Origin of the sequence: Flavobacterium sp. PS2 (assembly GCF_046250155.1) — a bacterium.
GTDB lineage: Bacteria > Bacteroidota > Bacteroidia > Flavobacteriales > Flavobacteriaceae > Flavobacterium.
In genome coordinates this window covers 2,822,910-2,848,468 of record NZ_CP176426.1, presented here as the reverse complement: position 1 = coordinate 2,848,468, position 25,559 = coordinate 2,822,910, and the positions used below count along the sequence as shown (strand labels likewise).

At 33.3% G+C, this 25,559-nt stretch carries 23 protein-coding genes, 1 tRNA gene and 1 pseudogene; 12 read left to right on the top strand and 13 right to left on the bottom strand.

Annotated elements, in window-relative coordinates:
* Positions 1-57: 57 nt before the first annotated feature.
* Positions 58-918 carry a trypsin-like peptidase domain-containing protein gene (locus tag ACJ6WR_RS12325; protein WP_409415401.1) on the bottom strand — a complete coding sequence of 287 codons (861 nt, stop codon included), beginning with the start codon at positions 916-918 and terminating at the stop codon, positions 58-60.
* A 257-nt stretch (positions 919-1,175) separates the two neighbouring features.
* Between ACJ6WR_RS12325 and ACJ6WR_RS12320 the strand changes: the two genes are divergently transcribed.
* Positions 1,176-1,805, top strand: coding sequence for a hypothetical protein (locus tag ACJ6WR_RS12320; protein WP_409415400.1), 630 nt, complete (start codon positions 1,176-1,178; stop codon positions 1,803-1,805).
* A gap of 391 nt (positions 1,806-2,196) precedes the next feature.
* Here the strand turns inward: ACJ6WR_RS12320 and ACJ6WR_RS12315 are convergent.
* Positions 2,197-2,278 (bottom strand) — tRNA-Leu (locus ACJ6WR_RS12315).
* Positions 2,279-2,387: 109 nt separating this feature from the next.
* Here ACJ6WR_RS12315 and ACJ6WR_RS12310 point away from each other — a divergent pair.
* The 6 genes from ACJ6WR_RS12310 to ACJ6WR_RS12285 all read left to right on the top strand — a co-directional run bounded on the left by ACJ6WR_RS12310 (position 2,388) and on the right by ACJ6WR_RS12285 (position 7,658).
* Positions 2,388-3,779 (top strand): dipeptidase, encoded by a 1,392-nt coding sequence (locus tag ACJ6WR_RS12310; protein WP_039116313.1) that lies wholly within the window; start codon positions 2,388-2,390, stop codon positions 3,777-3,779.
* A 407-nt stretch (positions 3,780-4,186) separates the two neighbouring features.
* The gene (locus ACJ6WR_RS12305) at positions 4,187-4,609 is read left to right on the top strand and encodes a hypothetical protein (protein WP_409415399.1); all 423 of its coding nucleotides are present in this window, start codon (positions 4,187-4,189) and stop codon (positions 4,607-4,609) included.
* Between the two features lie 22 nt (positions 4,610-4,631).
* Complete coding sequence (locus ACJ6WR_RS12300) at positions 4,632-5,594, top strand: DUF6624 domain-containing protein (protein WP_409415398.1); 963 nt, start codon at positions 4,632-4,634, stop codon at positions 5,592-5,594.
* Positions 5,595-5,600: 6 nt separating this feature from the next.
* On the top strand, positions 5,601-5,972 hold the full coding sequence (locus tag ACJ6WR_RS12295) for a BlaI/MecI/CopY family transcriptional regulator (protein WP_039116310.1): 372 nt from the start codon (positions 5,601-5,603) through the stop codon (positions 5,970-5,972).
* A complete protein-coding gene (locus ACJ6WR_RS12290) occupies positions 5,969-7,195 on the top strand; it encodes a M56 family metallopeptidase (RefSeq protein WP_409415397.1) in 1,227 nt (408 codons plus the stop codon). Before ACJ6WR_RS12295 ends, ACJ6WR_RS12290 begins: the two co-directional genes overlap by 4 nt.
* 28 nt (positions 7,196-7,223) lie before the next feature.
* Positions 7,224-7,658, top strand: coding sequence for an energy transducer TonB (locus tag ACJ6WR_RS12285; RefSeq protein WP_052249910.1), 435 nt, complete (start codon positions 7,224-7,226; stop codon positions 7,656-7,658).
* Between the two features lie 185 nt (positions 7,659-7,843).
* On the opposite strand, the gene ACJ6WR_RS12280 is transcribed toward ACJ6WR_RS12285, so the two are convergent.
* Positions 7,844-9,214 (bottom strand): saccharopine dehydrogenase family protein, encoded by a 1,371-nt coding sequence (locus ACJ6WR_RS12280; RefSeq protein WP_409415396.1) that lies wholly within the window; start codon positions 9,212-9,214, stop codon positions 7,844-7,846.
* 208 nt (positions 9,215-9,422) lie between these two features.
* Here ACJ6WR_RS12280 and ACJ6WR_RS12275 point away from each other — a divergent pair, with 208 nt between their 5' ends.
* Positions 9,423-9,809 (top strand): DUF423 domain-containing protein, encoded by a 387-nt coding sequence (locus tag ACJ6WR_RS12275; protein ID WP_039116307.1) that lies wholly within the window; start codon positions 9,423-9,425, stop codon positions 9,807-9,809.
* A gap of 82 nt (positions 9,810-9,891) precedes the next feature.
* Complete coding sequence (pckA, locus tag ACJ6WR_RS12270) at positions 9,892-11,493, top strand: phosphoenolpyruvate carboxykinase (ATP) (RefSeq protein WP_409415395.1); 1,602 nt, start codon at positions 9,892-9,894, stop codon at positions 11,491-11,493.
* A gap of 222 nt (positions 11,494-11,715) precedes the next feature.
* On the opposite strand, the gene ACJ6WR_RS12265 is transcribed toward pckA, so the two are convergent.
* Both ACJ6WR_RS12265 and ACJ6WR_RS12260 read right to left on the bottom strand, forming a co-directional pair.
* Positions 11,716-12,774: a phytase gene (locus tag ACJ6WR_RS12265; protein ID WP_409415394.1), complete on the bottom strand. Its 1,059-nt coding sequence runs from the start codon at positions 12,772-12,774 to the stop codon at positions 11,716-11,718.
* Between the two features lie 67 nt (positions 12,775-12,841).
* Positions 12,842-15,649 carry a TonB-dependent receptor gene (locus ACJ6WR_RS12260; RefSeq protein ID WP_409415393.1) on the bottom strand — a complete coding sequence of 936 codons (2,808 nt, stop codon included), beginning with the start codon at positions 15,647-15,649 and terminating at the stop codon, positions 12,842-12,844.
* Positions 15,650-15,947: 298 nt separating this feature from the next.
* On the opposite strand from ACJ6WR_RS12260, the gene ACJ6WR_RS12255 reads away from it, so the two are divergent.
* The gene (locus tag ACJ6WR_RS12255; protein ID WP_409415392.1) at positions 15,948-17,048 is read left to right on the top strand and encodes a DUF4407 domain-containing protein; all 1,101 of its coding nucleotides are present in this window, start codon (positions 15,948-15,950) and stop codon (positions 17,046-17,048) included.
* A gap of 145 nt (positions 17,049-17,193) precedes the next feature.
* On the opposite strand, the gene ACJ6WR_RS12250 is transcribed toward ACJ6WR_RS12255, so the two are convergent.
* From ACJ6WR_RS12250 to ruvC, 8 genes and pseudogenes are all read right to left on the bottom strand, one after another.
* Positions 17,194-17,904, bottom strand: coding sequence for a PH domain-containing protein (locus ACJ6WR_RS12250; RefSeq protein ID WP_409415391.1), 711 nt, complete (start codon positions 17,902-17,904; stop codon positions 17,194-17,196).
* A 70-nt stretch (positions 17,905-17,974) separates the two neighbouring features.
* Positions 17,975-18,346 (bottom strand): MmcQ/YjbR family DNA-binding protein, encoded by a 372-nt coding sequence (locus ACJ6WR_RS12245; RefSeq protein ID WP_039116302.1) that lies wholly within the window; start codon positions 18,344-18,346, stop codon positions 17,975-17,977.
* 103 nt (positions 18,347-18,449) lie between these two features.
* Positions 18,450-18,788, bottom strand: a pseudogene (locus ACJ6WR_RS12240) (DUF4260 domain-containing protein); the annotation flags it as partial.
* Entirely contained in the window at positions 18,785-19,186 is a 402-nt protein-coding gene (locus tag ACJ6WR_RS12235; protein WP_409415390.1) for a GNAT family N-acetyltransferase, read from the bottom strand. The gene ACJ6WR_RS12235 and the pseudogene ACJ6WR_RS12240, both read right to left, overlap by 4 nt.
* Positions 19,187-19,451: 265 nt before the next feature.
* The gene (locus ACJ6WR_RS12230) at positions 19,452-20,246 is read right to left on the bottom strand and encodes a cyclase family protein (protein WP_409415389.1); all 795 of its coding nucleotides are present in this window, start codon (positions 20,244-20,246) and stop codon (positions 19,452-19,454) included.
* A 125-nt stretch (positions 20,247-20,371) separates the two neighbouring features.
* Entirely contained in the window at positions 20,372-21,337 is a 966-nt protein-coding gene (locus ACJ6WR_RS12225; protein ID WP_409415388.1) for a D-2-hydroxyacid dehydrogenase family protein, read from the bottom strand.
* Between the two features lie 151 nt (positions 21,338-21,488).
* Positions 21,489-22,643, bottom strand: a complete 1,155-nt coding sequence (gene hemW / locus ACJ6WR_RS12220; protein ID WP_409415387.1) for a radical SAM family heme chaperone HemW — start codon at positions 22,641-22,643, stop codon at positions 21,489-21,491.
* Between the two features lie 126 nt (positions 22,644-22,769).
* A complete protein-coding gene (gene ruvC, locus ACJ6WR_RS12215) occupies positions 22,770-23,324 on the bottom strand; it encodes a crossover junction endodeoxyribonuclease RuvC (RefSeq protein WP_039116297.1) in 555 nt (184 codons plus the stop codon).
* A gap of 123 nt (positions 23,325-23,447) precedes the next feature.
* Here ruvC and ACJ6WR_RS12210 point away from each other — a divergent pair, with 123 nt between their 5' ends.
* Together ACJ6WR_RS12210 and ACJ6WR_RS12205 are read left to right on the top strand one after the other, a co-directional pair.
* Entirely contained in the window at positions 23,448-24,392 is a 945-nt protein-coding gene (locus ACJ6WR_RS12210; RefSeq protein ID WP_409415386.1) for a hypothetical protein, read from the top strand.
* Positions 24,392-25,492 (top strand): glycosyltransferase family 2 protein, encoded by a 1,101-nt coding sequence (locus ACJ6WR_RS12205; RefSeq protein WP_409415385.1) that lies wholly within the window; start codon positions 24,392-24,394, stop codon positions 25,490-25,492. Before ACJ6WR_RS12210 ends, ACJ6WR_RS12205 begins: the two co-directional genes overlap by 1 nt.
* Positions 25,493-25,559 lie beyond the last annotated feature (67 nt).

Here is a 25,559-nt window from a genome sequence, read left to right as displayed (position 1 = left end):
TAGTAAAAGTGATTAATCAACTTAAGCTTGAATAAGAGTAAAGAGATATTTTAAATGTTATTTTTGTTTTTTTAATAACTCTTGTATTATTGGTTTAAAAGCGAGAAGTTCTTCTGATTTTATAATTACAGCGATATTCATTGGAACAGCTGTTGAAGTTTCTACTGTAGGATTATTGGGTGGCAATATTAGCTGTCCACCTGCAATGTAGTCTATTGATTGAACGTTAATACCTAATAAAGCTATTCTACTACCAATATTAATACCTCCATCTTTTGTTGAATATGACCCTTGATTGAATAAAACTACAGGTGACCCACTAGACCCTGCAAATATTGGAATATCTAAAAGAAACTCTTTTTTTCCTGAATAATCTATATACATGGGTGTGGCGGTAGTTCCCTTTCTTACGACAGGCAGGTTGTTTACCTTATCCCAAAATCCTTTTGGATATCCTACCATCAGCACTTCTTCAATAGCAGTAACTTCACTTAGTAAATTTGCATTTGAAAGTAGAGTTTCGTCGTAGTGAACATATGATATGTCTTTATTTTTTTGCTTTTTAAAGTCATCGATTATTGGGGCAAGTGGTAAAATAGCTAAATCTACATTGGGATGTTTAATCCAACGATTTTGCCAATCATTAAGAGTATAAGTTAAAATACTGCCATATTTCGGGAGGTTGTTTTCTTTTTCAGTAAAATTTAAAACTCCATAGGTTGTGTTTTTAATTACATGATAGTTAGTAACAATAACAGGGATTTTCATGTTATTGATTAAAAATTCAAAGAAGAAACCAGTTCCAGTTGAGGTAAATGCAAGCTTTTGATTATTTATAATTGTATCTCCAGTACATTCGATTCGAATTGTAGAATTTATTATCTGTTCAGAAGTCGATAATTTATTTTCTTGTGACATAATAGAATTTGTTGAAATTATTAAAGCTATGATTAATAGGATGTTCTTTCTCATATTTGTGAAATTATTAGGAGTTTTTTGGGTAGCTCGTAGTTAAATTTTTCTACATTGTAAAATTTTCGCATAAAGTTTATGTTATGAAAACATTCAAAGATAGAAAGAAATCTATTAATAAATTTGAAAATCCGATAGCCCGAAAATTATTTCCCCACCCACCAAAATAAGACACAATACGAATGTTATCTATAAAACCAAAAATGAAAAAGGAGATTCTGGAGCAAATCAAAAAATTAGGCGGAAATATCGACAATGTAAAAGGCAAATCACTTCAGGAAGATTTACAATCCATAACTTTTGATACCGTTTTGTATCGCCGACCAACAGATACTCCTTGGGCAACCGCCGAAGAAGAAGAACCCATTTACGGAATAAGCGATTTTATCAACGAGAACCAAGCACTTTTTAGAGAAAACAAAGAAGATTTTTACGATGCAATAATTCAAAAATATTTCAGATTAACAGATGAAGGATACGGTCAGATGTTTTGGCAAGTTTCTCCTTTTACTCCTTTTAAAGAAGGCACAGAAGATTTCGCCGAATGGAACGAAGATTTTAAAGATGAAGATACCGATTTAATCGAAATCATTAAAGTAACAAATGATCATTCGCCAGATTTTATTCTGCTTATTTCAAGTTATGGTTTTCCAGACCATTATTATATATGCTTATCCGATCCAAATCCCGAAAACCCAACATTATTTGGAACAGATCACGAAGTCTTTTTCAGAGAAGTTTCTAACCAAGGAAACTTAGAAGATTTCCTAAACACTTTTATGACAAAAGAAGAATTGCTGGAGATTATAAAGAAAAGGATTGAACATGCTTAGATGGAAATAAAACCTTTGTTTGGTTACGCATAAAATAGAACGCTGATAAAACGGATTCGCTATCGCGAAGACGCAGAAAAAGACGGATTTAATAATGTTAAATAAAAAAATCCGTGGTTAATCCGCGTCTTTACAGAGTAAATCCATTTCATCAGCGTTCCATTTTTTTAAGGACAAACTAAGTTGAAGCGCTATACGCCTATTTTTAAACGCAAAGGTTCGCAAAGCTATTAATTTAACTTTGCGAACCTTTCTTTTATACTTTGCGCACTTTGCGGTAAATCAACCCCAACCTTTAAAAACTCATCCCTAAAAAACCAATAATTTTAGTAAAGTAAAGACATAAAAAAAAACCTTAAAACTATATTTTAAGGGTTTTTAAAGTAAGTAGTGCGGATAATAGGACTCGAACCTACACGCCTTGCGGCACCAGATCCTAAGTCTGGCATGTCTACCAATTTCACCATATCCGCTCAATTGTGGGTGCAAAGATAATCATAACTTCTAATTTTCAAAGCTTTTTTGAAAAAAAATATTAATTCTATTTTTCGTATTTTTGAAATTCTATAAAAATCAATTTAAATGGACACTATAAAAGCATACGTTCAAGAACACAAAGAACGCTTTATCAATGAGTTAATCGAACTATTAAAAATTCCATCTGTAAGTGCAGATACTGCATATTCTCAAGATGTAATTGACACTTCCGAGGCTGTAAAAGCAAGTTTAGAGAAAGCCGGATGTGATTTTGTCGAAATTTGCGACACTCCGGGGTACCCAATTGTCTATGGAGAGAAAATAATCGACCCAAATTTACCTACCGTATTAGTTTACGGACATTATGATGTTCAGCCACCAGATCCGATGGAATTATGGACATCTCCCCCATTTGAACCAGTTATCAAAAAAACCGAAATTCATCCAGAAGGAGCAATATTTGCTCGTGGTGCTTGCGACGACAAAGGGCAAATGTACATGCACGTAAAAGCATTAGAATATATGGTACAAAGCAACACATTGCCTTGTAATGTAAAATTCATGATAGAAGGTGAAGAAGAAGTAGGATCTAAAAGTTTAGGTTGGTTTGTAGAGCGCAATCAGGAAAAACTTAAAAACGATGTGATATTAATTTCAGATACTGGAATGATTTCTAATCAGCAACCATCTATCACAACAGGATTACGTGGTTTAAGTTATGTAGAGGTAGAAGTTACAGGACCAAACCGCGATTTACATTCAGGTTTATACGGTGGTGCAGTTGCAAACCCTATTAACGTACTTGCCAAAATGATTGCTTCATTACATGACGAAGACAATCATATTACAATTCCAGGATTCTACGACAATGTCGAAGAATTAACATTAGAAGAAAGAGCCGAAATGGCAAAAGCACCATTTAGCTTAGAGAAATATAAAAAAGCCTTAGACTTAAACGATGTTTATGGCGAAAAAGGATACGTAACCAACGAACGCAACTCAATAAGACCAACACTTGATGTAAACGGAATTTGGGGCGGATATACAGGCGAAGGAGCTAAAACGGTTATTGCAAGCAAAGCTTTCGCAAAAATATCTATGCGTTTAGTTCCAAACCAAGATTGGGAGCACATTACCGAGTTATTCTCAAAACACTTTACAAGCATTGCACCAGCAGGCGTAACTGTAAAAGTTACTCCACATCACGGTGGTCAGGGATATGTAACCCCAATAGATAGTATTGGTTACAAAGCGGCAAATATGGCTTACACCGAAACTTTTGGAGTTCCAGCAATTCCAGTTCGTTCAGGCGGAAGTATTCCGATTGTAGCATTATTCGAAAAAGAACTAAAAAGCAAAACAATCCTTATGGGCTTTGGTCTTGATAGTGATGCAATTCACTCACCAAACGAACATTTCGGAATTTTCAATTACCTAAAAGGAATCGAAACTATTCCGTTGTTTTACAAATATTTTGTAGAGCTTTCTAAAAAATAAGCCAACTGCAAAGTGAAGATTTACCGCAAAGAACGCAAAGTCTTTTCGTTAAGTTTGCAAAGCTTTCTTAACAGTCCCGATCCCGAAACGTCGGGACGGGATAAAACCTGTTGAATATAATAAAATCCGTTTATTCTTAATTGAGTAAACGGATTTTTTTATGGGCGTTCCCTCCGATCGTCCCAAAGGTTCGGAACTGAATAGCTGGATTTAAAATTTCTACCATTTTTGGCACTCACAATACCTTTGCCTCTTAGCTCCTTTGAGCCTCTATTCCTTTTACCTTTGTCCCTTTGTCCCTTTACACCTCTAAACCTTTGACCCTCAAAAAAAATAATTTTGGAAATTAAAAAATTAACTCTACATTTGTAGAGCAAGATGTTATCTTGTAGAGCAAAATAAGTTTTATGAGTAGATATATCCTATTATTAATTTACATAACACTGCTTTCTGGATGCAAGAGCAAACCAATTAATCAGAAGATTGACAAAAAGAAAGAAGGCGTTTGGATAGACATTTATACACAAGATAGTGTTACATACAAATCATTTGAATACTACCGGAAAGACGAACCCGTAAAAAAATGGAAATCTTACGTAAACAATACGTTATATAAAACAGAAAAATATCAAGGCAACAGTTGTAAAGTCAAATATTATTATCCGAATGGAAAATTACAATCAAAAGGAAAAACTAAATTAGAAAAGAGTCAAGAACAAATACATTGGTTCTATTATAATGATTGGAAATATTACGACACGGCAGGCAAACTAATCGAAATAAAAAAATACAACAACGGAGAATTAACATCTACTACAAAAAACAAATAACCAAAATTTCTATTTAAAAATTATGAAAAAAATAAGTGCCATTTTTTTATTCCTGTTGGGTATTACTTCCTTACAAGCACAATCCTACAAAGAATATATCCAAAAAGCTGACTCCTGTTACAAAGGAAAAGATTATAAAACATCTGTTACATATTACGAAAAGGCATTTAAACTAGAGCATAAAAATTCGACACAATTATACAATGGAGCATGCTCAGCAGCAAGGTCATTAGAAACTAAAAAAGCATTCGAATGGTTAAACTTAGCAATCGATAATGGCTATGAAAATTTATACCATCTAAAAAAAGATAATGACTTAACAATATTGCATCCCGAGAAGGAATGGCAAAAAATAATAACCAAGCTTCAAAAGAAACTTAACATCATCGAAGCAAATTATGACAAACCTCTGCAAGAAGAATTACTCTCTATTTTTGAAGAGGATCAAAACATAAGAAAGGTATTCATGACAATATATAGAAGCCAAAATTATGATAAGAAAAAAATAGATAGCATTGGTAAAATCATAAATTATAAAGACAGCCTGAACCTAATTAAAATATCCAAGATACTTGATGAAAAAGGATGGATTGGTGAAAACGTTGTAGGCAGTCAGGCAAACCAAACTTTGTTTCTGGTAATACAGCATTCAGACTTAGAAACGCAACAAAAATATTTACCCATGATGAGAGACGCTGTCAAAAAAGGAAATGCAAAAGCAAGTTCGTTAGCATTACTAGAAGACCGCATCGCACTAAGAGAAGGGAGAAAACAAATTTACGGAAGCCAACTTGCCAAAAATCCAGCAACAAACAAGCAATACATTTCACCACTAGAAGACCCCGATAATGTAGACAAAAGACGCGCAGAAGTTGGTTTAGGAACCATAGCCGAATATGCTCAAAAATGGGGAATTGTTTGGGATGTAGAAGCTTATAAAAAGGAATTACCAGAGTTAGAAAAATTAGAAAAAATTAAAAAATAACCCACAATGCAACTAACCAACTCCGAAGAACAATTAATGCAACACCTTTGGCAACTAAAAAAGGCGTTCATGAAGGATTTGCTCGAAGCATATCCTGACCCAAAACCGGCTACAACAACCGTTGCCACTTTATTAAAAAGAATGATCGACAAAAAATTTGTTGCTTACAACGAATTTGGAAACTCAAGAGAATACTATCCATTGGTCAAGAAAACCGATTATTTCTCTAAACACGTAAACGGATTGATTAGTAATTTCTTTAACAATTCGGCATCGCAATTTGCTTCTTTCTTTACCACCGAAACCAATTTATCGACTTCGGAATTAGAAGAACTCAAAAAAATCATTGATAGTCAAATTCAAAAAAAGAAAAAATGATAGCTTATATCCTAAAATCGTCATTACTACTTATAATCCTGTTTATAATATATAAACTTTGGTTAGAAAACGAAAAAATGCATAGTTTCAACAGATTCTATTTATTGAGTAGTTTGGTTTTTGGCTTAACCATTCCGCTGCAACTTTTTTCATTCGATACAAAAATATCAAAAGCAATAAACGCTATTCGATTACCCGAAATAGTAATTAATAACAATGCCCAAAACCTAAATTCACTAACCAATAATCAGACAATTACTTATAGCTTACTTGCTCTATATCTAATTATTGCGTTATCACTAACCATCCGCTTTGTATTGAATCTGTATTCCTTTCATAAAAAAATAAAATACAACAAATCACAAATCATCAATAACCAAAAAGTGGTTTTGATTGAAGATTCGATATTGCCACATTCCTTTTTAAACACCATATTTTTAAACGAAAGTGATTTAAAAAACAATCTAATCGACACACAACTTATTGCTCACGAAACGGCACATATAAAGCAAAAACATTCGTTGGATATTATTCTTATTGAAGCAATACAAATCCTATTTTGGTTTAATCCAATCTTTATACTTTACAAAAGAGCTATCAAATTAAATCATGAATTTCTAGCCGATGAAGCAGTAATAACCCAATCTGAATCAGTTTCTCACTATCAAAACTTATTATTAAAAATGGCTTCAAACCAAAGCCAAATTGCGCTTGCAAGTTCTATAAATTTTCAAATAACCAAAAAACGTTTACTTATGATGACAAAAAAAGAATCCCGATTGAGAGCAATAGTAAAAACCTCGGTAGTAGGTTTTGTATTTGCTACATTATTTTTTGCTTTTAACACGACAACAATTGCTCAAGGAAGCAATCGAAAAGCACTAAACGAACCACCAACCTTCCTTACAGATACAACCGAAAACATTCAGCAGCCAGAATTTCCAGGCGGAATGACAGAATTTTACAAATTCATTGGTAAAAACTTCAAAATTCCTAAAGATGCTTCTAAAAATAAAGTATCAGGAAAAGTGATTATCGATTTCTATGTCGAAAAAGACGGTTCCTTATCTGATTATAAAATAGCTCATGACTTAGGTTACGGATTAGGCGATGAAGTTATACGCGTATTAAAATTATCTCCAAAATGGAAACCAGGCACATTAAACAATGAACCAGCGAGAGTAATGTACAAATTACCAATAACGGTACAAGAAAATAAATAAAAAAAGTAATTTAGCTAGAAAAAAAAATATGAAATTAATAACAAAGCTAGATTACAAAGTTATTGTTCTTTTTACCGTACTGCTTGCTTTTAGTACAGAAGGTATCGCCCAAACAATTGAAAACGATGAACAAAATGAAACCCTTGTTCATCCTAGTAAATTTGAAAGACAAGCTCAATTTCATACAGGTATGAAAGGCTTTTACAAGATTTTCTACACCCACTTCAATGTAACTGATGCAGCATACGAAAACAAAGTAAAAGGAACACTTATGCTTACATTTAACATAGAAACAGATGGTTCTTTATCAGATATTAAAGTCAGCAAAGATTTAGGCTACGGATTGGGAGAAGAAGCCGTTCGCGTTTTAAAAAAATTGCCTAACTGGGTTCCAGCTTTATATAAAGGTAAACCAATAAGTCAAATATTTGCGTTACCAATAGCTATTGACTGTACTGATTAAAAAACGCTCTTTTTATTAGAAAATAATATTTAGATATAATCATGAAATCTACTTTACAACTAAACCATAGGATTGTTTTCTTGTTTTATCTATAAATAATAACAAATAAAAAAATCCGCTTCTTTTTCAAGAAGCGGATCAAATAAAAAACTAAAAAAAATTCTAAAAAAAAATTTCAAAAACTACTAATTAAGAAGTTTATCGGGATTATATCCAAAATAAGGCATAACCTGCTCATGAAATACTACTCCGTATTCTTCTAATTCTTTTAAAATCGGTAAATACACCTCTTTATTTATTGGTAATTGAACTCCAGGAGTTGTAATCTTACCATTTAATATCAATAAAGTGGCCATTGCAACAGGCAATCCAACAGTTTTTGCCATTGCAGTATACGTTTGATCATCTCCAATGCAAACCATTTTGGAGTCTATTTGCGTGTCTACACCATTTAATTTGTATCCAAATTTATGGTACATCACTATCATATCTTTATCGTGTGGCTCTAAAGTCCAACTATCCGAAAGTATTTTTTCTAGTATCTGAGCTGGAGTAGCATCTTTTAATCCAACAATTTTATTCGCGTTAAACAAGTCAAGCTCAACAAGTTTATCCCACATTATATCATCCTGATCTATTTTAAGAATCAAACGCATTTTTATTTCTACAGAATCAGTTGGGTGATAAGGCAAAAAAGAATTCACAAACTGACGATAACTCATAGTTTCAGAATGTTCCATAACATAACTATCATCGGTCATTCCTAATTGTACAAACATATTCCAAGCTTTCGAGAATCCAACTCTTCTTATTGTACCACGATATAAAGTAAGGATATTTTCCAGACCATAAATAGATCTGTATTTTAAAGAATCACGATTAGAATACGCTTCAAACTTTCCGTATCCTTCTACTTCAAGAAATTCGGTTCTGCGAAATAAATTGCAATAAGGGATATATTTATAAGTTCCTTCCTGTATAAATTTGGCAGCCCCTCCCTGCCCTGCTAAAACCACATTACGTGGTAACCAACTAAATTTATAATTCCATAAATTATTATCAGATTCAGGAGCTACAAGTCCACCACAAAAAGATTCGAACAATAACATATTACCACCTTTCTCTCTAATTTCATCGATTACCTTCATGGCACTCATATGATCGATACCAGGATCAAGCCCAATTTCATTCATAAAAATCAAATTATTAGCTTTTGCTTCCTTGTCCAATGCCTGCATCGCATCACTTATATAAGATGCAGTAACCATGTGTTTTTGGTAAAGCAAACAATCTTTGGCAACTTCTACATGTAAATGAGCCGGCAACATCGATATTACAATGTCTGCCTTTTGTATCGCAAGCTTTCGCTGTTCTTCATCAAAAATATCCAATGCAATAGGAGTTGCATTAGGATGTTTATTCGTTTTCTTTTCGGCAAGAGCCAAAGACAAATCACCTATAATAAGATGCAGGTTCTCCTTTTCGGACTTATCCAATAAATATCGTATCAATGACGACGCTGATCTGCCTGCTCCAATGACTAAAACTACTCTCATATTTTACATATATAACACAAACATACAATAATGTTATATTCATAACAATTAAAAAATGTTAAAAAAATGAACTATACATTATTTTAAACCAAAAATAAGCAGAATATATTTATCCAGAAGAAAGCTAAATATTTCCAAAAGTTCTCTTAATTTTTTTCCATGATGAAAGTTTTAAACCTATTTTTGTAACAACTAAAATAATATTGTAATGGATAAAAAAATAATTGCAACAGGTGCTTTTTTCGGAATGTTAGCTATCATTTTAGGAGCTTTTGGAGCTCATGCTCTAAAAAAAGTTTTATCAATAGAAGAACTTGTAACTTTTGAAACTGGTGTACGTTACCAAATGTACCATGCATTATTTTTATTCTTTGTAGCCACAAGAAAAGAACTTTCACAAAAGACATTAAAGGTTATTTACAATCTTGCTGTGGCTGGTGTTATATTATTTTCGGGTTCAATATACTTACTTGCTACGAATAACCTTACAACATTTGACTTCAAAATTATCGGATTCGTAACGCCAATAGGCGGACTCCTATTAATTCTTGCTTGGACTGTGCTATTTGTTAAAATTATTAAACAAAAGTCATAAAATTCGTTATATAAAATTTTATCTGAAATATAATATCTAATTTTACAGTCTATAAAGTAAAACATACACAACTTATAAATTTATGGACAATCAAACGTTATCTACGCAATCGATTTCGCTAAATGAGTTAGGGATTAAAAATGCAACAATTCATTATCAGTTATCAGCTGACGAATTACACAACATTACGATACAATCAGGTCAAGGTGTGGAGGACTCAACAGGTGCATTAGCAATTAATACTGGTACATTTACAGGACGTTCGCCTCAAGATCGTTTTATTGTAAAGGATAGTATTACAGAAGACCAAGTTTGGTGGGGAAAAGTAAACATTCCTTTTGAACCAGCAGCTTTTGAAAAATTATACAACAAGGTAACTCAATATTTATCTAACAAAGAAGTATTTGTTAGAGATTCTTACGTTTGTTCAGACCCTAATTACAGATTAAATGTACGTGTTGTTACTGAGACAGCATGGTCTAACTTGTTTTGTTACAATATGTTTTTGAGACCAGAAGCAGAAGAATTAGCAAACTTTACTCCAGAATGGACAGTAATTTGTGCTCCTAGCTTCATGGCAGATCCTGCTGTAGACGGAACAAGACAAAGCAATTTTGCAATTTTGGATTTTACAAAAAAGATTGCTCTTATTGGCGGAACAGGATATACAGGAGAGATGAAAAAAGGAATTTTTTCGGCTTTAAACTTCATCTTGCCAGTATTTAAGAACACATTACCAATGCACTGTAGTGCTAATGTTGGTAAAGAAGGTGATACAGCTATTTTCTTTGGTTTATCAGGAACAGGAAAAACAACTTTATCTGCAGATCCAGACCGTAAATTAATCGGTGATGATGAACACGGATGGACTAATGAAAACACAGTATTTAATTTTGAAGGTGGTTGTTATGCTAAAGTAATTAACCTTACTGAAGAAAATGAACCAGACATTTTTAGAGCAATTAAAAGAGGTGCTTTATTAGAGAATGTTGTTTTTAAACCAGGTACAAACGAGGTAGATTATGATGATATCTCAATTACACCAAATACTAGAGTTAGTTACCCTATTACCCACATTGATAATATTCAGCCAGGTTCTATAGGTAAAAACCCTAAAAACATTTTCTTCTTAACAGCCGATTCTTTTGGTATTTTGCCTCCTATCTCGAGACTTACACCAGGACAAGCTGCATACCACTTTATTTCTGGTTATACTGCTAAAGTTGCTGGAACAGAAGCTGGTGTAGACGAACCTCAACCTAATTTCTCAGCTTGTTTTGGAGCGCCATTTATGCCGTTACACCCAACTCGTTATGCAGAAATGTTGAGCAAAAAAATGAAAGATGCCGATGTAAAAGTTTGGCTTATTAATACTGGATGGACTGGTGGAGCATACGGAACAGGAACTCGTATGAAACTAAAATATACTCGTGCTATGATTACTGCCGCTTTAAACGGAGAATTAGACGACGTAGCATACGAAAACCACGTTGTTTTTGGAATTGCTAAACCACAAACTTGTCCTAATGTACCTAGCGAAATATTAAATCCTAGAAACACTTGGGCAAATCCAGAATTATACGATGTAAAAGCAAAAGAACTAGCAGAGAAATTCAAAGCTAATTTTGCAAAATTTGAAGAGTTTGCCAATGCCGAAATTATGGCAGGAGCACCATTAGCATAATATAAGGTCTTTACTAATTCAAACAAAAAGAGCTGTTCAATCGAACAGCTCTTTTTTATTTATACTTGTTTTTTAGTATCAGTACCAGTACGCAGTGTCAGTATACAGTTTCAGTATTCACTATCAGTTTACTTACTGTATTTATAAAGAAAACCGTAACTTATTATGACAGCAACTGAAAACTGGAACTGAGACTAAAAACTGAAAACTGAAACTAAATACTTATTTCTTCACTTGCGCATCAATACGTTTTTGCACAGAATCCCAGCTATAATAATGAAACGTCATTCCGTTGCTCATTGCCACAAAAAGACCATTTTTAAAAGCTCCTCCTAAATTTACATTCGTTACATCGGCACCATCGCACTCAATTGTCGACGTAGGAATCTCGGCAAGTAAAGGATACTTATTCGGATCTCCTTTAGCCCCTTCTCTAGGATAAACCATAAACGTATTAGCTTGTTGGTTAGAAACTAAAATATAACCCGTTGTTGCTGTTTTTTTATAAATAGCAATTCCTTCATTATCTGCTTTAAACTCTCCTTTTCCAAAAATAGCTAACTCAACATCTTTTTGCTTACTCTCAGGATCAGCAACATATTTCCTGATACCAAATTGCTCATCGCAGTAATAAACCATTCCTAGCTCATTATCTACAGCAATAGCTTCAATCTCTTTTTTTCCACTATATGCACCAAACTTGCGAACTACTTTACCACCAACTGTTCCGTTTCCAACATCTGTCAATTGATATTGCCACAAATAACTACCCGAAGTTCCTGATTTTCTACCTACGATAGCAAATATTGCGTTATCACTTGGTCGGGTGTACAAAGCAACTCCCATAGGATCACGCAATGTCTCTCCATCAAAAACAGAAATTCCACCATTATCTATAGGTTTTAAATTTGGTAAACTAAAAACCCTAATTTTATTAGTTTCTCTTTCAGTTGTAACTGCAACATCTATTTTTTTTCCATTAACAATTAAGCCATAAGCAATATCTACATTATTGGGTCTTTTTAATGTTTCCGATTTGGTTATGATTTTACCTTTTAAATCAAAAGCATATAATCCACCATCGGTATCTTTATCTGTACCTACAATAATACTTTTAGATGGATCTGTAGGATGTATCCAAATAGATGGATCATCGGTATCATGCGGAAGTGGTTCTGTTACCGCAGTTGGTTTAATAGCATCTTTACGAACTGGCGCTAACTTGCTATCGCAAGAAACTAAAATGACACTCACTAAGAGTAATATAAATTTATTTTTCATGTTCTATTTTTATAAAAAATTGACAGGAACATTACATTCCTGCCAATTCTAACTAATTCATTCTATATTAAAAATCAAATTTCAATCCTAAATTATAACGCGCTTGGTAATACTCGACCTGTTTAGTATGCGACTCTACACCTTGGTAATAACGTAACGGCTGATTGGTTAAATTATTTGCTTCTGCAAAAACACGAATCTTAGGTGTAATTTTAAATGCTGCATTAGCATCTACAAAAAGTTGTTTATCATAATAACTATCATTGTATTCATTAGAACCTAATTCATCTAAATAATCTGAAGTGAAATTAGTCGAAACTCTAGCCGAAAAACGTTTGTTTTCCCATGACAATGACCCATTAAACATATGAGGTGATGTTCCCGGAAGGCTTATATTACGTCTTTCATTTCCTTCTGCATCAGCGATACCTTTGGCTGTAGATTTTGTGTAGGTATAGTTTAAATAAATCCCGAATCCTTTTAAAAATGGACTTGTAAAGAAATCTAACTGACGCTGAAATGCTACTTCAAACCCAAACACATCTACATTATCACCATTTCTTTGTTGTATAAGTGTCCAATTATCTCCCGCTGCAATTGGATTTTGTTGGTTAGGAAAATCCGCAGCAAACTTTGCAGTTGTATATTGATTATCACTGTAAGTATAAATAAAATCATTTAGGTTTTTATAGAAAACACCTGCTGAAATTAAACCAACCGATTTAAAATAATTCTCGGCCATGAAATCATAGTTATAAGAATAAGTCGCTTTAAGATCTGGATTACCAGCTAATATCTGAGAATCGGCAGCAATATTATTGATATAAGGAGCCAAAGCATAATAATTCGGTCTTGCTAAAGCTGTTGTAGCAGCAGCTCTCAACACTAAATCTTTGGTTGCATTATACTTAAACGAAATCCCAGGCATTACGTTTGTATATGAATTGGTTGTGTTTATCTTTCCTTCTAACTCTTCTTCGTCCAGAACACGATTACCTGTATAATCAATATGCGTATTCTCTACACGGAAACCTAAAATCATAGATAATTTATCATTAAAATCCTGATCCCATCTTACATAAGCTGCATAAATATTTTCTTTGGCTTGGTAATTTACAGTCAAAAACTCAGCTGGATTTAATTCTTTATTAAACAAAGCAGGATTATTTAAATCTAAACCTCCCAAATACGAATTAGAAACAAACGTTCCCGGTACGTATTTACTCCCTGGATTAAATCCGTTTCCGTCATAATAACTAGTTTGAACATCAGCCAAAGTTTCCATTCCGCTTATTGGCTCATAAGAGTAGAAAATATTATCTCTCGATTTCTCTTTCATTCTTAATCTAAGTCCCGTTCTCAATCTTCCTTTCTCCGAAGGGATAATTGTAAAAGGAAACCTGATATTTACTTTAGCTCCAAATTCACTTTCCTTAGTTTCATCTGTATTTTCGGTAGTCGAATCAAATTTAAATTTATCTAAAGCTTCGCCAGTTGTTGTAACCAAAGGAAACTCTAAATCAGATAAATCTTGTGCAGTATTTAAACCTTTCTGACGGTATTCGATATAACGTTCTTGAGGACGGTATTCTCTTGCTGTCGAATAATTTGCTGACCAATCTAGATCTAAACTAGAATTTATTAAATGTTCTCCACGCAATGCATAGTTCTGCACACGCTGATCTTCGAGTCTTCTGTTTTTATTGCGATTATTATCAACACCACCTTTTGTCTGGCGCTTTACTCTCCCTGTAAAACCAGTAATTTGTTCGCCATTATAAATAGGTTTCATATCATCATAAGTCGTTCTATAACGATTCTCCCTATCATCTCTCCAGTTATAAATTCCGTTAAAAAAGATGGTATTGTTTTCATCAAATTTATAATCTAAAGCTAGAGCTGCACTTCGGCGAATACGTTGTACATCATATTTTCTGATTTCTGATTTACTCAAAAATTCATTCCCAAATTTATCTTTAGTCCAAGCAGCTTCAACATTATCGGAACCATAATCTACATTATTATAAGAACCACTTACAACTGCTCCAAGTTTATCATCAAAAAAGCGATTTCCATAAACTAATCCTGCTGTATAAATAGGTTTATCTCGTATTGGTGCATAACCTCCCGCTACTGTTGCCGAGATTCTTTCGCCATTAGGAGTTGCTCTGGTAATCAGGTTTACAGAACCCCCGATAGCATCTGCATCCATATCTGGCGTAAGTGTTTTATTCACCTCGATTGTCGTAATCATATCCGATGGGATAAGATCCATCTGTACATTTCTGTTATCGCCTTCGGCAGATGGAATACGATCTCCGTTTAAAGTCACAGAGTTTAATGAAGGAGCTAAACCTCTAATAATGATGTTTCTTGCTTCACCTTGATCATTCTGCATAGTAATACCTGGCACACGCTTTAAGGCATCTCCAACATTGGCATCAGGAAAACGCCCCATTTGATCTGCCGAAATAACATTTCCAATATTCTTATTCGTTTTTTGTTGGTTTAAAGCTTTTGCTTGTCCTTTCAGGATATCACCTACAACAACTTCATTTAATTCTGTCCCCGAAGATTTAAGAGCAAAATCTATCACAGCATTTTTCCCATCGGCAATAACTACATCTTGGATATTCTCTGTATATCCCATGTATTTTACTTTTACCTGATAAGATCCCGACATTACATTAAGTAATTCGTACCTTCCGTTATAATCAGAAATAGTATATTTATTCTGACCTACAATTTCAATCATTGCTCCTGGTAAAGGCAGTTTATCGTCTGCATCCAATACTTTCCCAGAAACAATTCCTTTTTGAGCATAACCTACTAAAGTTATTAAAAAGAGAACTAATACTAAACAATTTTTTTTCATTTTGGTTTTGGTTGTTTTTCTATAATGCGAAACTAGTTGCTGCATATTAACTATACCTCCTGAAAAATTTAACATATCGTTATGCTTCTGCTTTTTCAGCCTATTTTTTTTACTTAAAAATAACATAGCCCCTTGAAAATATTGATTAAAATTAACATTACCAACGGGTGAAAGTGCTATCAAAACCACATTTGAAAAACTAAAATAGTGACATAACCAAAAACATATCAACTATTTACCTCAATATTAATTTTTTGGCGTTAAATTTGCCTTATCAATCAATCAAAAACAATCAATCATGTTGAAACAATTTTTTATCCTTTGCTCAGGAGCAGATAAAAATCTCCTCGAGGACTGTTCAGAAAGTGAACAAACCAAATATGTTGGTATTGGAGCTACCGTTTTCTTTACCGCAGTAATGGCATTTATTGCAAGTGCATATGCCTTATTTACCGTTTTTGACTCAGTATATCCAGCTATGCTTTTTGGATTTGTGTGGAGTTTACTTATTTTTAATCTTGACCGCTTTATTGTATCTACAATAAAAAAAAGAGACCGTGTTTGGGATGAATTCCTGCAAGCGACACCTCGAATTATTCTGGCGGTTATTATCGCAATCGTAATTTCAAAACCATTAGAAATTAAAATTTTCGAAAAGGAAATCAACACCGTTTTATTAAAAGAGAAAAATGCAATGGCTCTTGCCAATAAAAAAGAAGTTGGTAATTATTATAAATCCGATTTAGACAAGAACAAAGCCGAAATCTCTGGATTAAAAGCCGATATCCTAAAAAAAGAAAAAGAGGTAAATGACTTATACTCAACTTACATTACTGAAGCCGAAGGAACTGCGGGCTCAAAACGATTAGGAAAGGGTCCTGTTTATAAAGAGAAACGTGATAAGCACGATGCTGCTTTAAAAGAATTTGCTACGCTAAAAACTGAAAATGAGGCAAAAATAGCCGAAAAAGAAAAAGTTGCAAAAACACTCCAAGCCGATGTAGACAAAAAAGTAACCGAAACACAACCTATCATTGATGGTTTTGATGGTTTAATGGCGCGAATAAACGCATTAAACAAGTTACCTTGGATTCCATCTTTCTTTATTATGCTTTTGTTCCTTGCCATAGAAACATCTCCTATAATAGCCAAATTATTATCTCCGAGAGGAGAATACGATTTTAAACAGGAAGAACTGGAAACAGCATTAAAAGCTACTCTGGAACAAAATAAATACCAACGTAGTTTATTAGTAAAAACCAGCGCTGCAATGCACGACAAAGTTTATGAGGATATAGCACAAGATAAACAGTTATACGACCTACAACGAAAGAAAGCTACCGAACTTCTGGAACTACAAGCACATAGTTTTGTAGAAAAACAAAAAGCTACTCTATAGGAGTTTAACCGCAAAGATCGCAAGACTTTAAAACGCAAGGTTCGCAAAATTTCATAAAAAAACCAACATTATAAATGTTGGTTTTTTTTATGCTTTTTTTCTTTGCGCCCTTTGCGTGGGACTTTGTGAACTTTGCGGTTAAATGCTACATATAACTCAAAATCTCTTTTTTGAATGCATCATATTCTCCTTGCATGATCAATCCGTTGTCTAATAACTTCTTGTAATTCTGTAATTTTTCAAAAAGCTCATCTTGCGACATATCACTTAATCTTCTCTCGCCTGTTGCGAATGAAGTTTCTTGAATTGGTTCGTTATAAATCGGTGCTGCCGGCATAATCTCAGCATAGTTCGTTACTTCTTCAGTTTCGATTTCTTCTACTGCTTCCTCTTCCTCTACTGGCTCAACTTCTTCAGGTTCTGCAACCTCAGCAACTGGAGTTGGAGCAGCTACAACCGGGTTTTTAAGTATATCCAATTGTTCTTTTGCGTAAGTGAAAATTTTTCTTGCCTGAATTTTAGGAATATAATCTATAGAAAACTGAATATCTGTTTTTGTAGAAAAAGAAAACTCTGATCCAAGAATATTTTCTTTTACAAAAGTCCCAACGATATCATCCCAGGTATAATCTGTAAAATCCATTGATAAACCTAAATTTTTAGGCTTACATACAATGATTCGTTTGTTTGTTACTACAATGCTATCAGGAAAAACAGTAATTGCCGGTTTTTTTTGAACTGCAATGTATCCAATCTCTTCACCTCTCATTAATAAATCATTGAGTTTAGAAGTGATTTTTTCAATCGCTTTTGGGTCTTGTTCTTCGTTTAAAAACTTTTTAAATTGTTCTTTCATATTTTATAAGTTGCTAAGTTACAAAGTAACTGAGTTGCTAGTTTTTTCTCTTATGTTGCAAATGTAATGCCTAATTTTCTAATTCAATAATTTCATTCTGAATTTTCTTTGTCAAACTTTTGAAAACCAAATCATACGAATGGTCTATAAGTTCTTTTATAAAAGCCGTAGGCAAATCTCCATTCATAGTAATAGTATTCCAGTGTACTTTACTCATATGATATCCTGGTTTTATATCATCATATTCGGCACGTAATTCCTGAGCACGCTCTGGATCACATTTTAAATTTACCGAAGGAATGTTTTTTTCCCATTGGGTCAAAGAGGACAATGCAAACATTTTTCCGCCAACTTTAAACACCAATGTTTCTTCATCAAAAGGAAAATGTTCTGTAGTTCCTTTTTTAGAAAGACAATATTCATAATACGTTTCTAAATTCATATCATTTCTTATTTACCAATTTCTTCCGAAAAATATTTAAATTTTGGTTGTCAGGAACCCACTTTTTTACCTCATCAGAAGAAAGCTCTTTTTTGTTGTGGGTTTCACCTAAATGTGTGTACTTAAAACCTGTTTCATACTTTAATCCATAACCAAAAATACGATCCATCGAAGCATGAGAAAATAAAATAACTCCAATAAGCTGTACCGCTTCTAACTTTAAATAGCAGCCTAAAATATAAACTAAAACCGCAATTCCTCTATGATGGAATACATTATATAAAAAAGCACCAACTTTAGCATTTATTACATAACCTAGCATAGAAAAATCGGGTACTAATATCCACACCAGAAACCACCACCACTGATAATCTAATAGGCTAAACAAATATATTCCGAGAACAAATAAACCTAATTCTTCTAGTTTTATAACTGTTTTCATAATACCACTTTTTCCATCATTTTCTCGGGACTTTTTAATGCTGTAAACCCAAATTTGCTATATAAGAAATGAGCATCTGTCGTTGCCAATCTCCATATTTTAACCTCTTTTAATGCAGGTTCATTTATCATTCGTTCTATTAAAACAGACGAATACCCTTTTCCTCGATGTTCTTCGGTAATAAAAACATCCATTACATAAGCAAAAACCACATAATCGGTGATAACACGGGCAAAGCCGATTTGTTTATCATCCAGAAAAATCCCAAAACAAAACGAATTGTCAATCGTAGTCTGAACTTCTTCCATTTTGCGAGCCGCGGTCCAATAAATATCTTTTAAGAAATGCTGAATAAACGGAACGTCTAATTTGTTTTTATCAGTGCTAACTATAATCATTTTGATTGTCGTTTTTAAATTAACGATTTTAGATTTTAGAAGGACAAGAAATCTTTGATCCTTAGTCAAAAATATTAAATTAACCCATTGGATGTAATCCATAAAGTTTTTATTTAACACATAGGAACATAGATTTTATGTGCAAAAAAGAGAATAAAAAGAAATACATTTCTTTCACATAGCTAGCTTTGTGCATTAAAACAAGTGAAACGCCTTTTTTTGAGAATACAAAATCTATGTTCCTATGTGTTAAAATTAATTACAATCAACGAATTAAATTATATAAAATGGGCTTAGATGGACTTGCATCATTTTCAAACGATGCAATTTGCAAATTCAATATATAACTTCCGTCTTTTATTTCGTCATCAACATAAATCATTTCGGTAATTGTAGCATTCAATCTTGCATCTGCATTAAGTTTATTCACGTCTTTTACATTCCAGAATGCTTTGTGTGCCAATAATTTCCCTTCATCATGTTCTTTATCTACACTTGGCAAATCAATTAACAAATGTTGTATTCCGCTTTCGCGAATGAAAATCGCTGCCTCTTCCGACAAATAAGGAGGATTCGTATTCGAATATTTTGCAGCTTTTTTAGACTTTGAATTTGGTTTCGTCCTGATAATTATTGCTTCCGGAGCTGTCCCATTGAGCGAATCCCGATAGCTATCGGGAGAAATCATCATGGCTTTTCGAACTTGCTCTTTAGTAATCACCAAATCTTCTCCTTGAACTTCTGGTTCAACCGAAACTAATTCGGCCAAAAAGAAAAACGTTTTTAGAGATTGGTTAATACTGTAAAATTCCCGTGTAATATGTCCCAGGCATTCGGTATGAGTACCATGTCCGTGCGGATTAAAGAAAATATTATTAAAATTGGTAGATGATTTCCCTTCCGAAACCTTCCCTATCCAATCGCCAAAAACTACTGGTTCGATTACTGGTTTTTCGATATACCATGCAATCGGGTTTTCATCTGTATTTGTAAGCGGAATCGAAATATCGATAGGTTTTGATAAATCGATTTGATATTTATTGTCAATGAGTGCTTTCATATTCTTAAGCATTTTTTTTAACCGCAAGGTTCGCAAAGGTTTTACGCAAAGGTCGCTAAGTTTTGTTTCTTTGCGTTCATAGCGTAAAACTTAGCGACCTTTGCGGTTGAACATATCATCCAAATTTAAAGCAATGCTTCGGGATTTGCAATGTTTGTTGGATTGCTATTGATATAATTAATTACATTCTCAAAAGCTTTCTCAAAATAAAGTTCGTAGCTGTTTTTCTCGACATAACCTATATGAGGCGTACAAACAACATTTGGCATTTTCAGCAATTCAAAATCTACATCATAAATAGGTTCTTCTTCATAAACATCTATTCCTGCAAATCCTGGTTTTCCGTTTTTAAGCGATTTTAATAAAGCTCCTTTTTCTATTAATTCGGCTCTAGCAGTATTAATTAAAGCTGCGCTTGATTTCATTAAACTTAAATCGGTTTCCTTAACAATCCCGAAGGTACTTTCATTAAGCCTAAGATGTAATGTGATGATGTCACTTTGCGAGAAAAATTCTGCTTTAGAATCTGCTTTCTGAAATCCATCAGCAACAGCTTGGTTTCTTGAATTTTCACTTCCCCACACCAAAACCGTTACTCCAAATACATTTGCATATTTAACTATTTGTTGGCCTATTTTTCCATAACCCCAAATACCAATTGTTTTGCCTCTAATAGTCGAACCAATATTAGTCTGCCATTTTCCTTCTTTCATTCCCTGAATAGCCTGCGGAATCTGACGAAATGTATTCATTATTAATGCCCATGCAAGTTCAGATGGAGCTACAGGCGAACCAATACCTTCTGCAACTGCGACTTTATATTTTGTACACGCAGCAATATCAAGGTGATTGGACTTTTTTCCTGTCTGACTTATGAGTTTCAATTTAGGTAATCTCGAAAGCAAGTCGGCTGAAATCTCTGTTCTTTCCCTAATTAAAACTATAATTTCGGAGTCTTTTAATAACTCCGCCAACTTTGAATTGTCTTTTTCGGTATGGTTAAGAATTGTAACATCCAATCCTTTCAACATTTTGAAAGATTCTAGTTTTGCAACTGCATTTTGATAATCATCTAATATGGTAATTCTCATAATACTTTCGTTTTTAACTGCAATGATATATATTCTTTGTAGATTTTTGCAAACATAATTGAACGCGGATTTTACGGATATTCTAACGCGGATTTTTACAGATTTTTTTAAATCAGTGTTGCTTGCATCCGTTTTATCAGCGTACTAAAATTTATTCTAAATTTAAATAAAATAAATCACTAGCAATTCCATCAGTCAGGAATTTTCCTTTTGCTGTTGGTTTTAGAATATTATTTTCAATTGAAACCAATTCATCATTTAGAAACTTCTCAACTTGTTTTTTTAGGTAAACTAGGTAATTAGTCCCAAATTCTTTTTCGATTCTGTCTAATGAAACGCCCCAGATTGTTCGCAATCCAGTCATAATATATTCATTATAACGATCCGAAACCGAAAGAATTTCTACCTCATTTGGCAATTGATTATCCTGAATTGATTTGAGATAAAGTGAATTGTTCGAGACATTCCAACTTCTGGAAACACCATCATAACTGTGTGCCGAAGGCCCTACACCAATATATTTTTTACCCAGCCAATAAGCCGAATTGTTTTTAGAAAAGTAATTCTCTTTTCCGAAATTTGATAATTCGTAATGAATAAAACCGTTTGCTTCAAGCGTTTCTACCAAAATCATAAAATGAGCCGAAGCCACTTCGTCATTTGGTTTAGCAACTTTTCCTGTTTGTATTAATTTACTCAAAGCTGTTTTGGGTTCAACAGTCAAAGCATAACTCGAAATATGCGGGATTCCGAAACTCAATGCCGTTTCGATATTATGTTTCCATTTTTCATTGCTCATTCCTGGAACGCCATATATTAAATCCAAAGAAATATTATCAAAGTATTTAGTTGCTTCTTCCAGACATTTTTTGGCTTCCACCGAATTATGGGCACGGTTCATCATCTTCAAATCATCTTCAAAGAAAGACTGAATCCCTATACTCAAGCGATTTATCGGACTTTTGGATAATTCTATTATTCTGTCTTTCGATAAATCATCTGGATTTGCTTCGAGTGTAATCTCAGGGTTATCGACAACTTTATAATTTTTATAAATTTCTGAAATTAAAAAGTTTATTTCTTCATTACTCAGAACAGAAGGAGTTCCGCCACCGAAATAAATAGTTTCAATTTGGTTTTCATTCCCTGTGGAGTTAAGAAGTTCAAACTCATTTTTGCGCATGGTTATTTCTTTGGCAATAGCCAAAACCATGTCTTCTTTCTTCTTCATCGAAGTCGAAAAATGAAAGTCACAATAATTACAAGCCTGCTTGCAAAAGGGAATATGAATGTAGATACCGGACATTAATTAGATAATTAGGATAATGTGTCAATTAGATAATGTGATAGTTAATCACTAATAGGTTAACAAACTAGAAAATTAAATATTCGTAATGCAAGAATTATCTAATTTTCTAATTAACGCATTATCTCATTTTTTTACTCGTTCTTCATTTTGTTTTACAAATGCATCCCAACCTGTGTAACTCTTTGTTCCGATTACTTTTCCTGAGTTGAAAAAATGACAAACGGCAGCAGCTAATCCATCAGTACTATCTAGATTTTTAGGCAATTCTTTTAATCCTAAAAGCTGCTGAAGCATTTTAGCAACTTGCTCTTTACTAGCATTTCCGTTACCGGTAATTGCCATTTTTATTTTTTTAGGTTCATATTCCGTTATCGGAATATCTCTCGAAAGTCCTGCTGCCATTGCGACTCCTTGTGCTCGTCCTAACTTAAGCATCGACTGAACATTTTTACCAAAGAAAGGAGCTTCAATTGCGATTTCGTCTGGATGATGCGTTTCGATTAATTCGATGGTACGTTCAAAAATGATTTTTAGTTTCTGATAATGATTGTCATATTTAGACAATTGCAATTCGTTAAGCTGCAAAAATTCCATTTTTTTATTGACGATTTTTATCAATCCAAAACCCATTATCGTTGTTCCTGGATCGATTCCTAATATGATGCGTTCTTTTGTCATTATTTATTTTGGTTACACAAAGTTTCGCTAAGTTTGTTTTTTATCTCTCTGTGTAACTTTTGAGATTACTTTGTGAATCTTTGTGAAATAGCTTTTTTACAATAGTTTCCTTTACTTTGCAGCATGATTTCAATTCCTCACAAAGCTAAACAATTCCTTGTTCTTGTAATCAAACTTTTGATTGTAGGTGGCGCATTTTACTTTATTTATAATCAACTTGCTCAGAATGACAAACTAGATTGGCAAAAGTTCCTAATTTTGTTCAAAAAGAACCAATCGGTTTCGGGGATTGCTTTCATTTTATTGTTTAGCGTTTTAAATCGGTATTTCGAAATCTTAAAATGGCAAAACCTGGCTCAGGTAATCCATAAAATATCGGTATCAGAAGCTACAAAACAAGTTCTTGGGGCTTTAACAGCGGGGCTCTTTACTCCAAACGGAATTGGGGAATATGCTGGAAAAGCATTGTTTTTTGAAAAAAAAGACACTAAAAAAGTCGTATTCTTAAACCTGATTTGTAACGGAATACAAATGGTTCTAACGGTTATATTTGGTATTTTTGGCTTGATGTATTTTAACTCAAAATACAATGTGATTACGCCAACAACGGTTGCTTTACTTTTCGGACTTCTATTTATTCTATTTCTTGTGGTTTTTCTATTAAAAAAGATAACAATTAAAGGATATTCTATTGAAAGACTAATTCATAAGATTAACGAAATTCCGAAACCAATTCATCAAAGAAATATCCTTTTAGGAATTTGTCGATATCTTGTTTTCTCCCATCAATATTATTTTTTGTTTCTGGCTTTTGATGTCGACTTACCTTACTTTACAATGATAGCTACAATCTCGGCTGTTTATTTCTTAGCTTCATCTTTACCTACCTTTCAGTTTTTAGATTTTGCTGTAAAAGGAAGTGTTGCTGTATATTTCTTCGGAATTCTTGGTGTAAACGAATGGATCGTGATTTTTATATCCACCTTAATGTGGTTCTTAAATGTGGTTTTACCTGTAGTTATTGGAAGTTATTATGTCTTGAATTTTAAAACTAAAACCGCTAAATAATGGTAATTCTGTATACCATAATACTAATCTATTGTCTTCTTATAGCTTGGCTTAGTTATGGTTTTACTAAAATTAAGAAATATCAATCTGCAGAATTACCTCCTAAAACACGTTTTACGATTGTTGTTCCTTTTAGAAACGAAACAGAAAACTTACCAATTCTCCTTAATAGTATTTCAAGATTAAATTATCCTATCGAACTCTTTGAAGTAATTTTAGTTGATGATGATTCTGAAGAAGCATTCTGTATTTTGTCTCAAAAATTTAGTATTCGAATAATTGAGAATATTCGTGTTTCAAATTCTCCTAAAAAAGATGCTATTACTACAGCTATGCAATATGCATCGACCGAATGGATTATTACAACCGATGCCGATTGCATTGTTCCTAAAAACTGGTTACAAACTCTAGATAATTATATTCAGCTTCATGATGTTTCGATGATTGCTGGTGCGGTTACTTATGAATGTACTAATTCATTTTTGCATCATTTCCAGCAATTGGATTTAACGAGTTTGCAAGGTGCAACAATTGGAAGTTTTGGTATAAACAAAGGTTTTATGTGCAATGGAGCTAATCTTGCTTATACTAAATCCTTATTTGTAAAACTAAATGGTTTTGATGGCAATAACAAAATTGCCAGTGGCGATGATGTTTTTTTATTGCAAAAGGCAATCGCAGCGTTTCCTGAACAGGTACATTATTTAAAAGCTGAAGCTAATATTATAATTACAAAGCCAACTCCCGATTGGGAAAGCTTGTTTTATCAGCGGGTTCGTTGGGCAGCCAAAACGAGTTCGTATCAAAGTACGTTCGGGAAATTATTGGGTATTATTGTTTTCCTTGCCAATTTAAGCGTTATTATAACTTGGATTTTATTTCTAGCACTTCAAATAAACTACATTCATCTTCTGAGTATATTAATTCTGAAGTTTATATTAGACTGGATTTTGCTTTATCAAACCAATTCTTTTTTGACCGGAAAGCAAATGCGTTTCTTTATTCTCTCGAACTTATGGTATCCGTTTTTTAGTACTAGTGTTGCTTTATATAGTTTTTTAGGGAGTTATGAGTGGAAAGGAAGACAGTTCTCTAAGTAATATTCTGATGAAAATGACAGCTCTAGCCCTGATGGAAGCGGCATCCTTTTTATTTTTTCTTTAAAAA

Coding starts and splice junctions, on each gene's coding strand:
- pckA (WP_409415395.1), top strand. CDS start 9,892: ATGGACAATCAAACGTTATCTACGCAATCGATTTCGCTAAATGAGTTA.
- ACJ6WR_RS12210 (WP_409415386.1), top strand. CDS start 23,448: ATGATTTCAATTCCTCACAAAGCTAAACAATTCCTTGTTCTTGTAATC.
- ruvC (WP_039116297.1), bottom strand. CDS start 23,324: ATGACAAAAGAACGCATCATATTAGGAATCGATCCAGGAACAACGATA.
- ACJ6WR_RS12260 (WP_409415393.1), bottom strand. CDS start 15,649: ATGAAAAAAAATTGTTTAGTATTAGTTCTCTTTTTAATAACTTTAGTA.
- ACJ6WR_RS12205 (WP_409415385.1), top strand. CDS start 24,392: ATGGTAATTCTGTATACCATAATACTAATCTATTGTCTTCTTATAGCT.
- ACJ6WR_RS12225 (WP_409415388.1), bottom strand. CDS start 21,337: ATGAGAATTACCATATTAGATGATTATCAAAATGCAGTTGCAAAACTA.
- ACJ6WR_RS12320 (WP_409415400.1), top strand. CDS start 1,176: ATGAAAAAGGAGATTCTGGAGCAAATCAAAAAATTAGGCGGAAATATC.
- ACJ6WR_RS12300 (WP_409415398.1), top strand. CDS start 4,632: ATGAAAAAAATAAGTGCCATTTTTTTATTCCTGTTGGGTATTACTTCC.
- ACJ6WR_RS12230 (WP_409415389.1), bottom strand. CDS start 20,246: ATGAAAGCACTCATTGACAATAAATATCAAATCGATTTATCAAAACCT.
- ACJ6WR_RS12275 (WP_039116307.1), top strand. CDS start 9,423: ATGGATAAAAAAATAATTGCAACAGGTGCTTTTTTCGGAATGTTAGCT.
- ACJ6WR_RS12290 (WP_409415397.1), top strand. CDS start 5,969: ATGATAGCTTATATCCTAAAATCGTCATTACTACTTATAATCCTGTTT.
- ACJ6WR_RS12235 (WP_409415390.1), bottom strand. CDS start 19,186: ATGATTATAGTTAGCACTGATAAAAACAAATTAGACGTTCCGTTTATT.
- ACJ6WR_RS12305 (WP_409415399.1), top strand. CDS start 4,187: ATGAGTAGATATATCCTATTATTAATTTACATAACACTGCTTTCTGGA.
- ACJ6WR_RS12295 (WP_039116310.1), top strand. CDS start 5,601: ATGCAACTAACCAACTCCGAAGAACAATTAATGCAACACCTTTGGCAA.
- ACJ6WR_RS12325 (WP_409415401.1), bottom strand. CDS start 918: ATGTCACAAGAAAATAAATTATCGACTTCTGAACAGATAATAAATTCT.
- ACJ6WR_RS12280 (WP_409415396.1), bottom strand. CDS start 9,214: ATGAGAGTAGTTTTAGTCATTGGAGCAGGCAGATCAGCGTCGTCATTG.
- ACJ6WR_RS12245 (WP_039116302.1), bottom strand. CDS start 18,346: ATGAATTTAGAAACGTATTATGAATATTGTCTTTCTAAAAAAGGAACT.
- hemW (WP_409415387.1), bottom strand. CDS start 22,643: ATGTCCGGTATCTACATTCATATTCCCTTTTGCAAGCAGGCTTGTAAT.
- ACJ6WR_RS12285 (WP_052249910.1), top strand. CDS start 7,224: ATGAAATTAATAACAAAGCTAGATTACAAAGTTATTGTTCTTTTTACC.
- ACJ6WR_RS12255 (WP_409415392.1), top strand. CDS start 15,948: ATGTTGAAACAATTTTTTATCCTTTGCTCAGGAGCAGATAAAAATCTC.
- ACJ6WR_RS12310 (WP_039116313.1), top strand. CDS start 2,388: ATGGACACTATAAAAGCATACGTTCAAGAACACAAAGAACGCTTTATC.
- ACJ6WR_RS12250 (WP_409415391.1), bottom strand. CDS start 17,904: ATGAAAGAACAATTTAAAAAGTTTTTAAACGAAGAACAAGACCCAAAA.
- ACJ6WR_RS12265 (WP_409415394.1), bottom strand. CDS start 12,774: ATGAAAAATAAATTTATATTACTCTTAGTGAGTGTCATTTTAGTTTCT.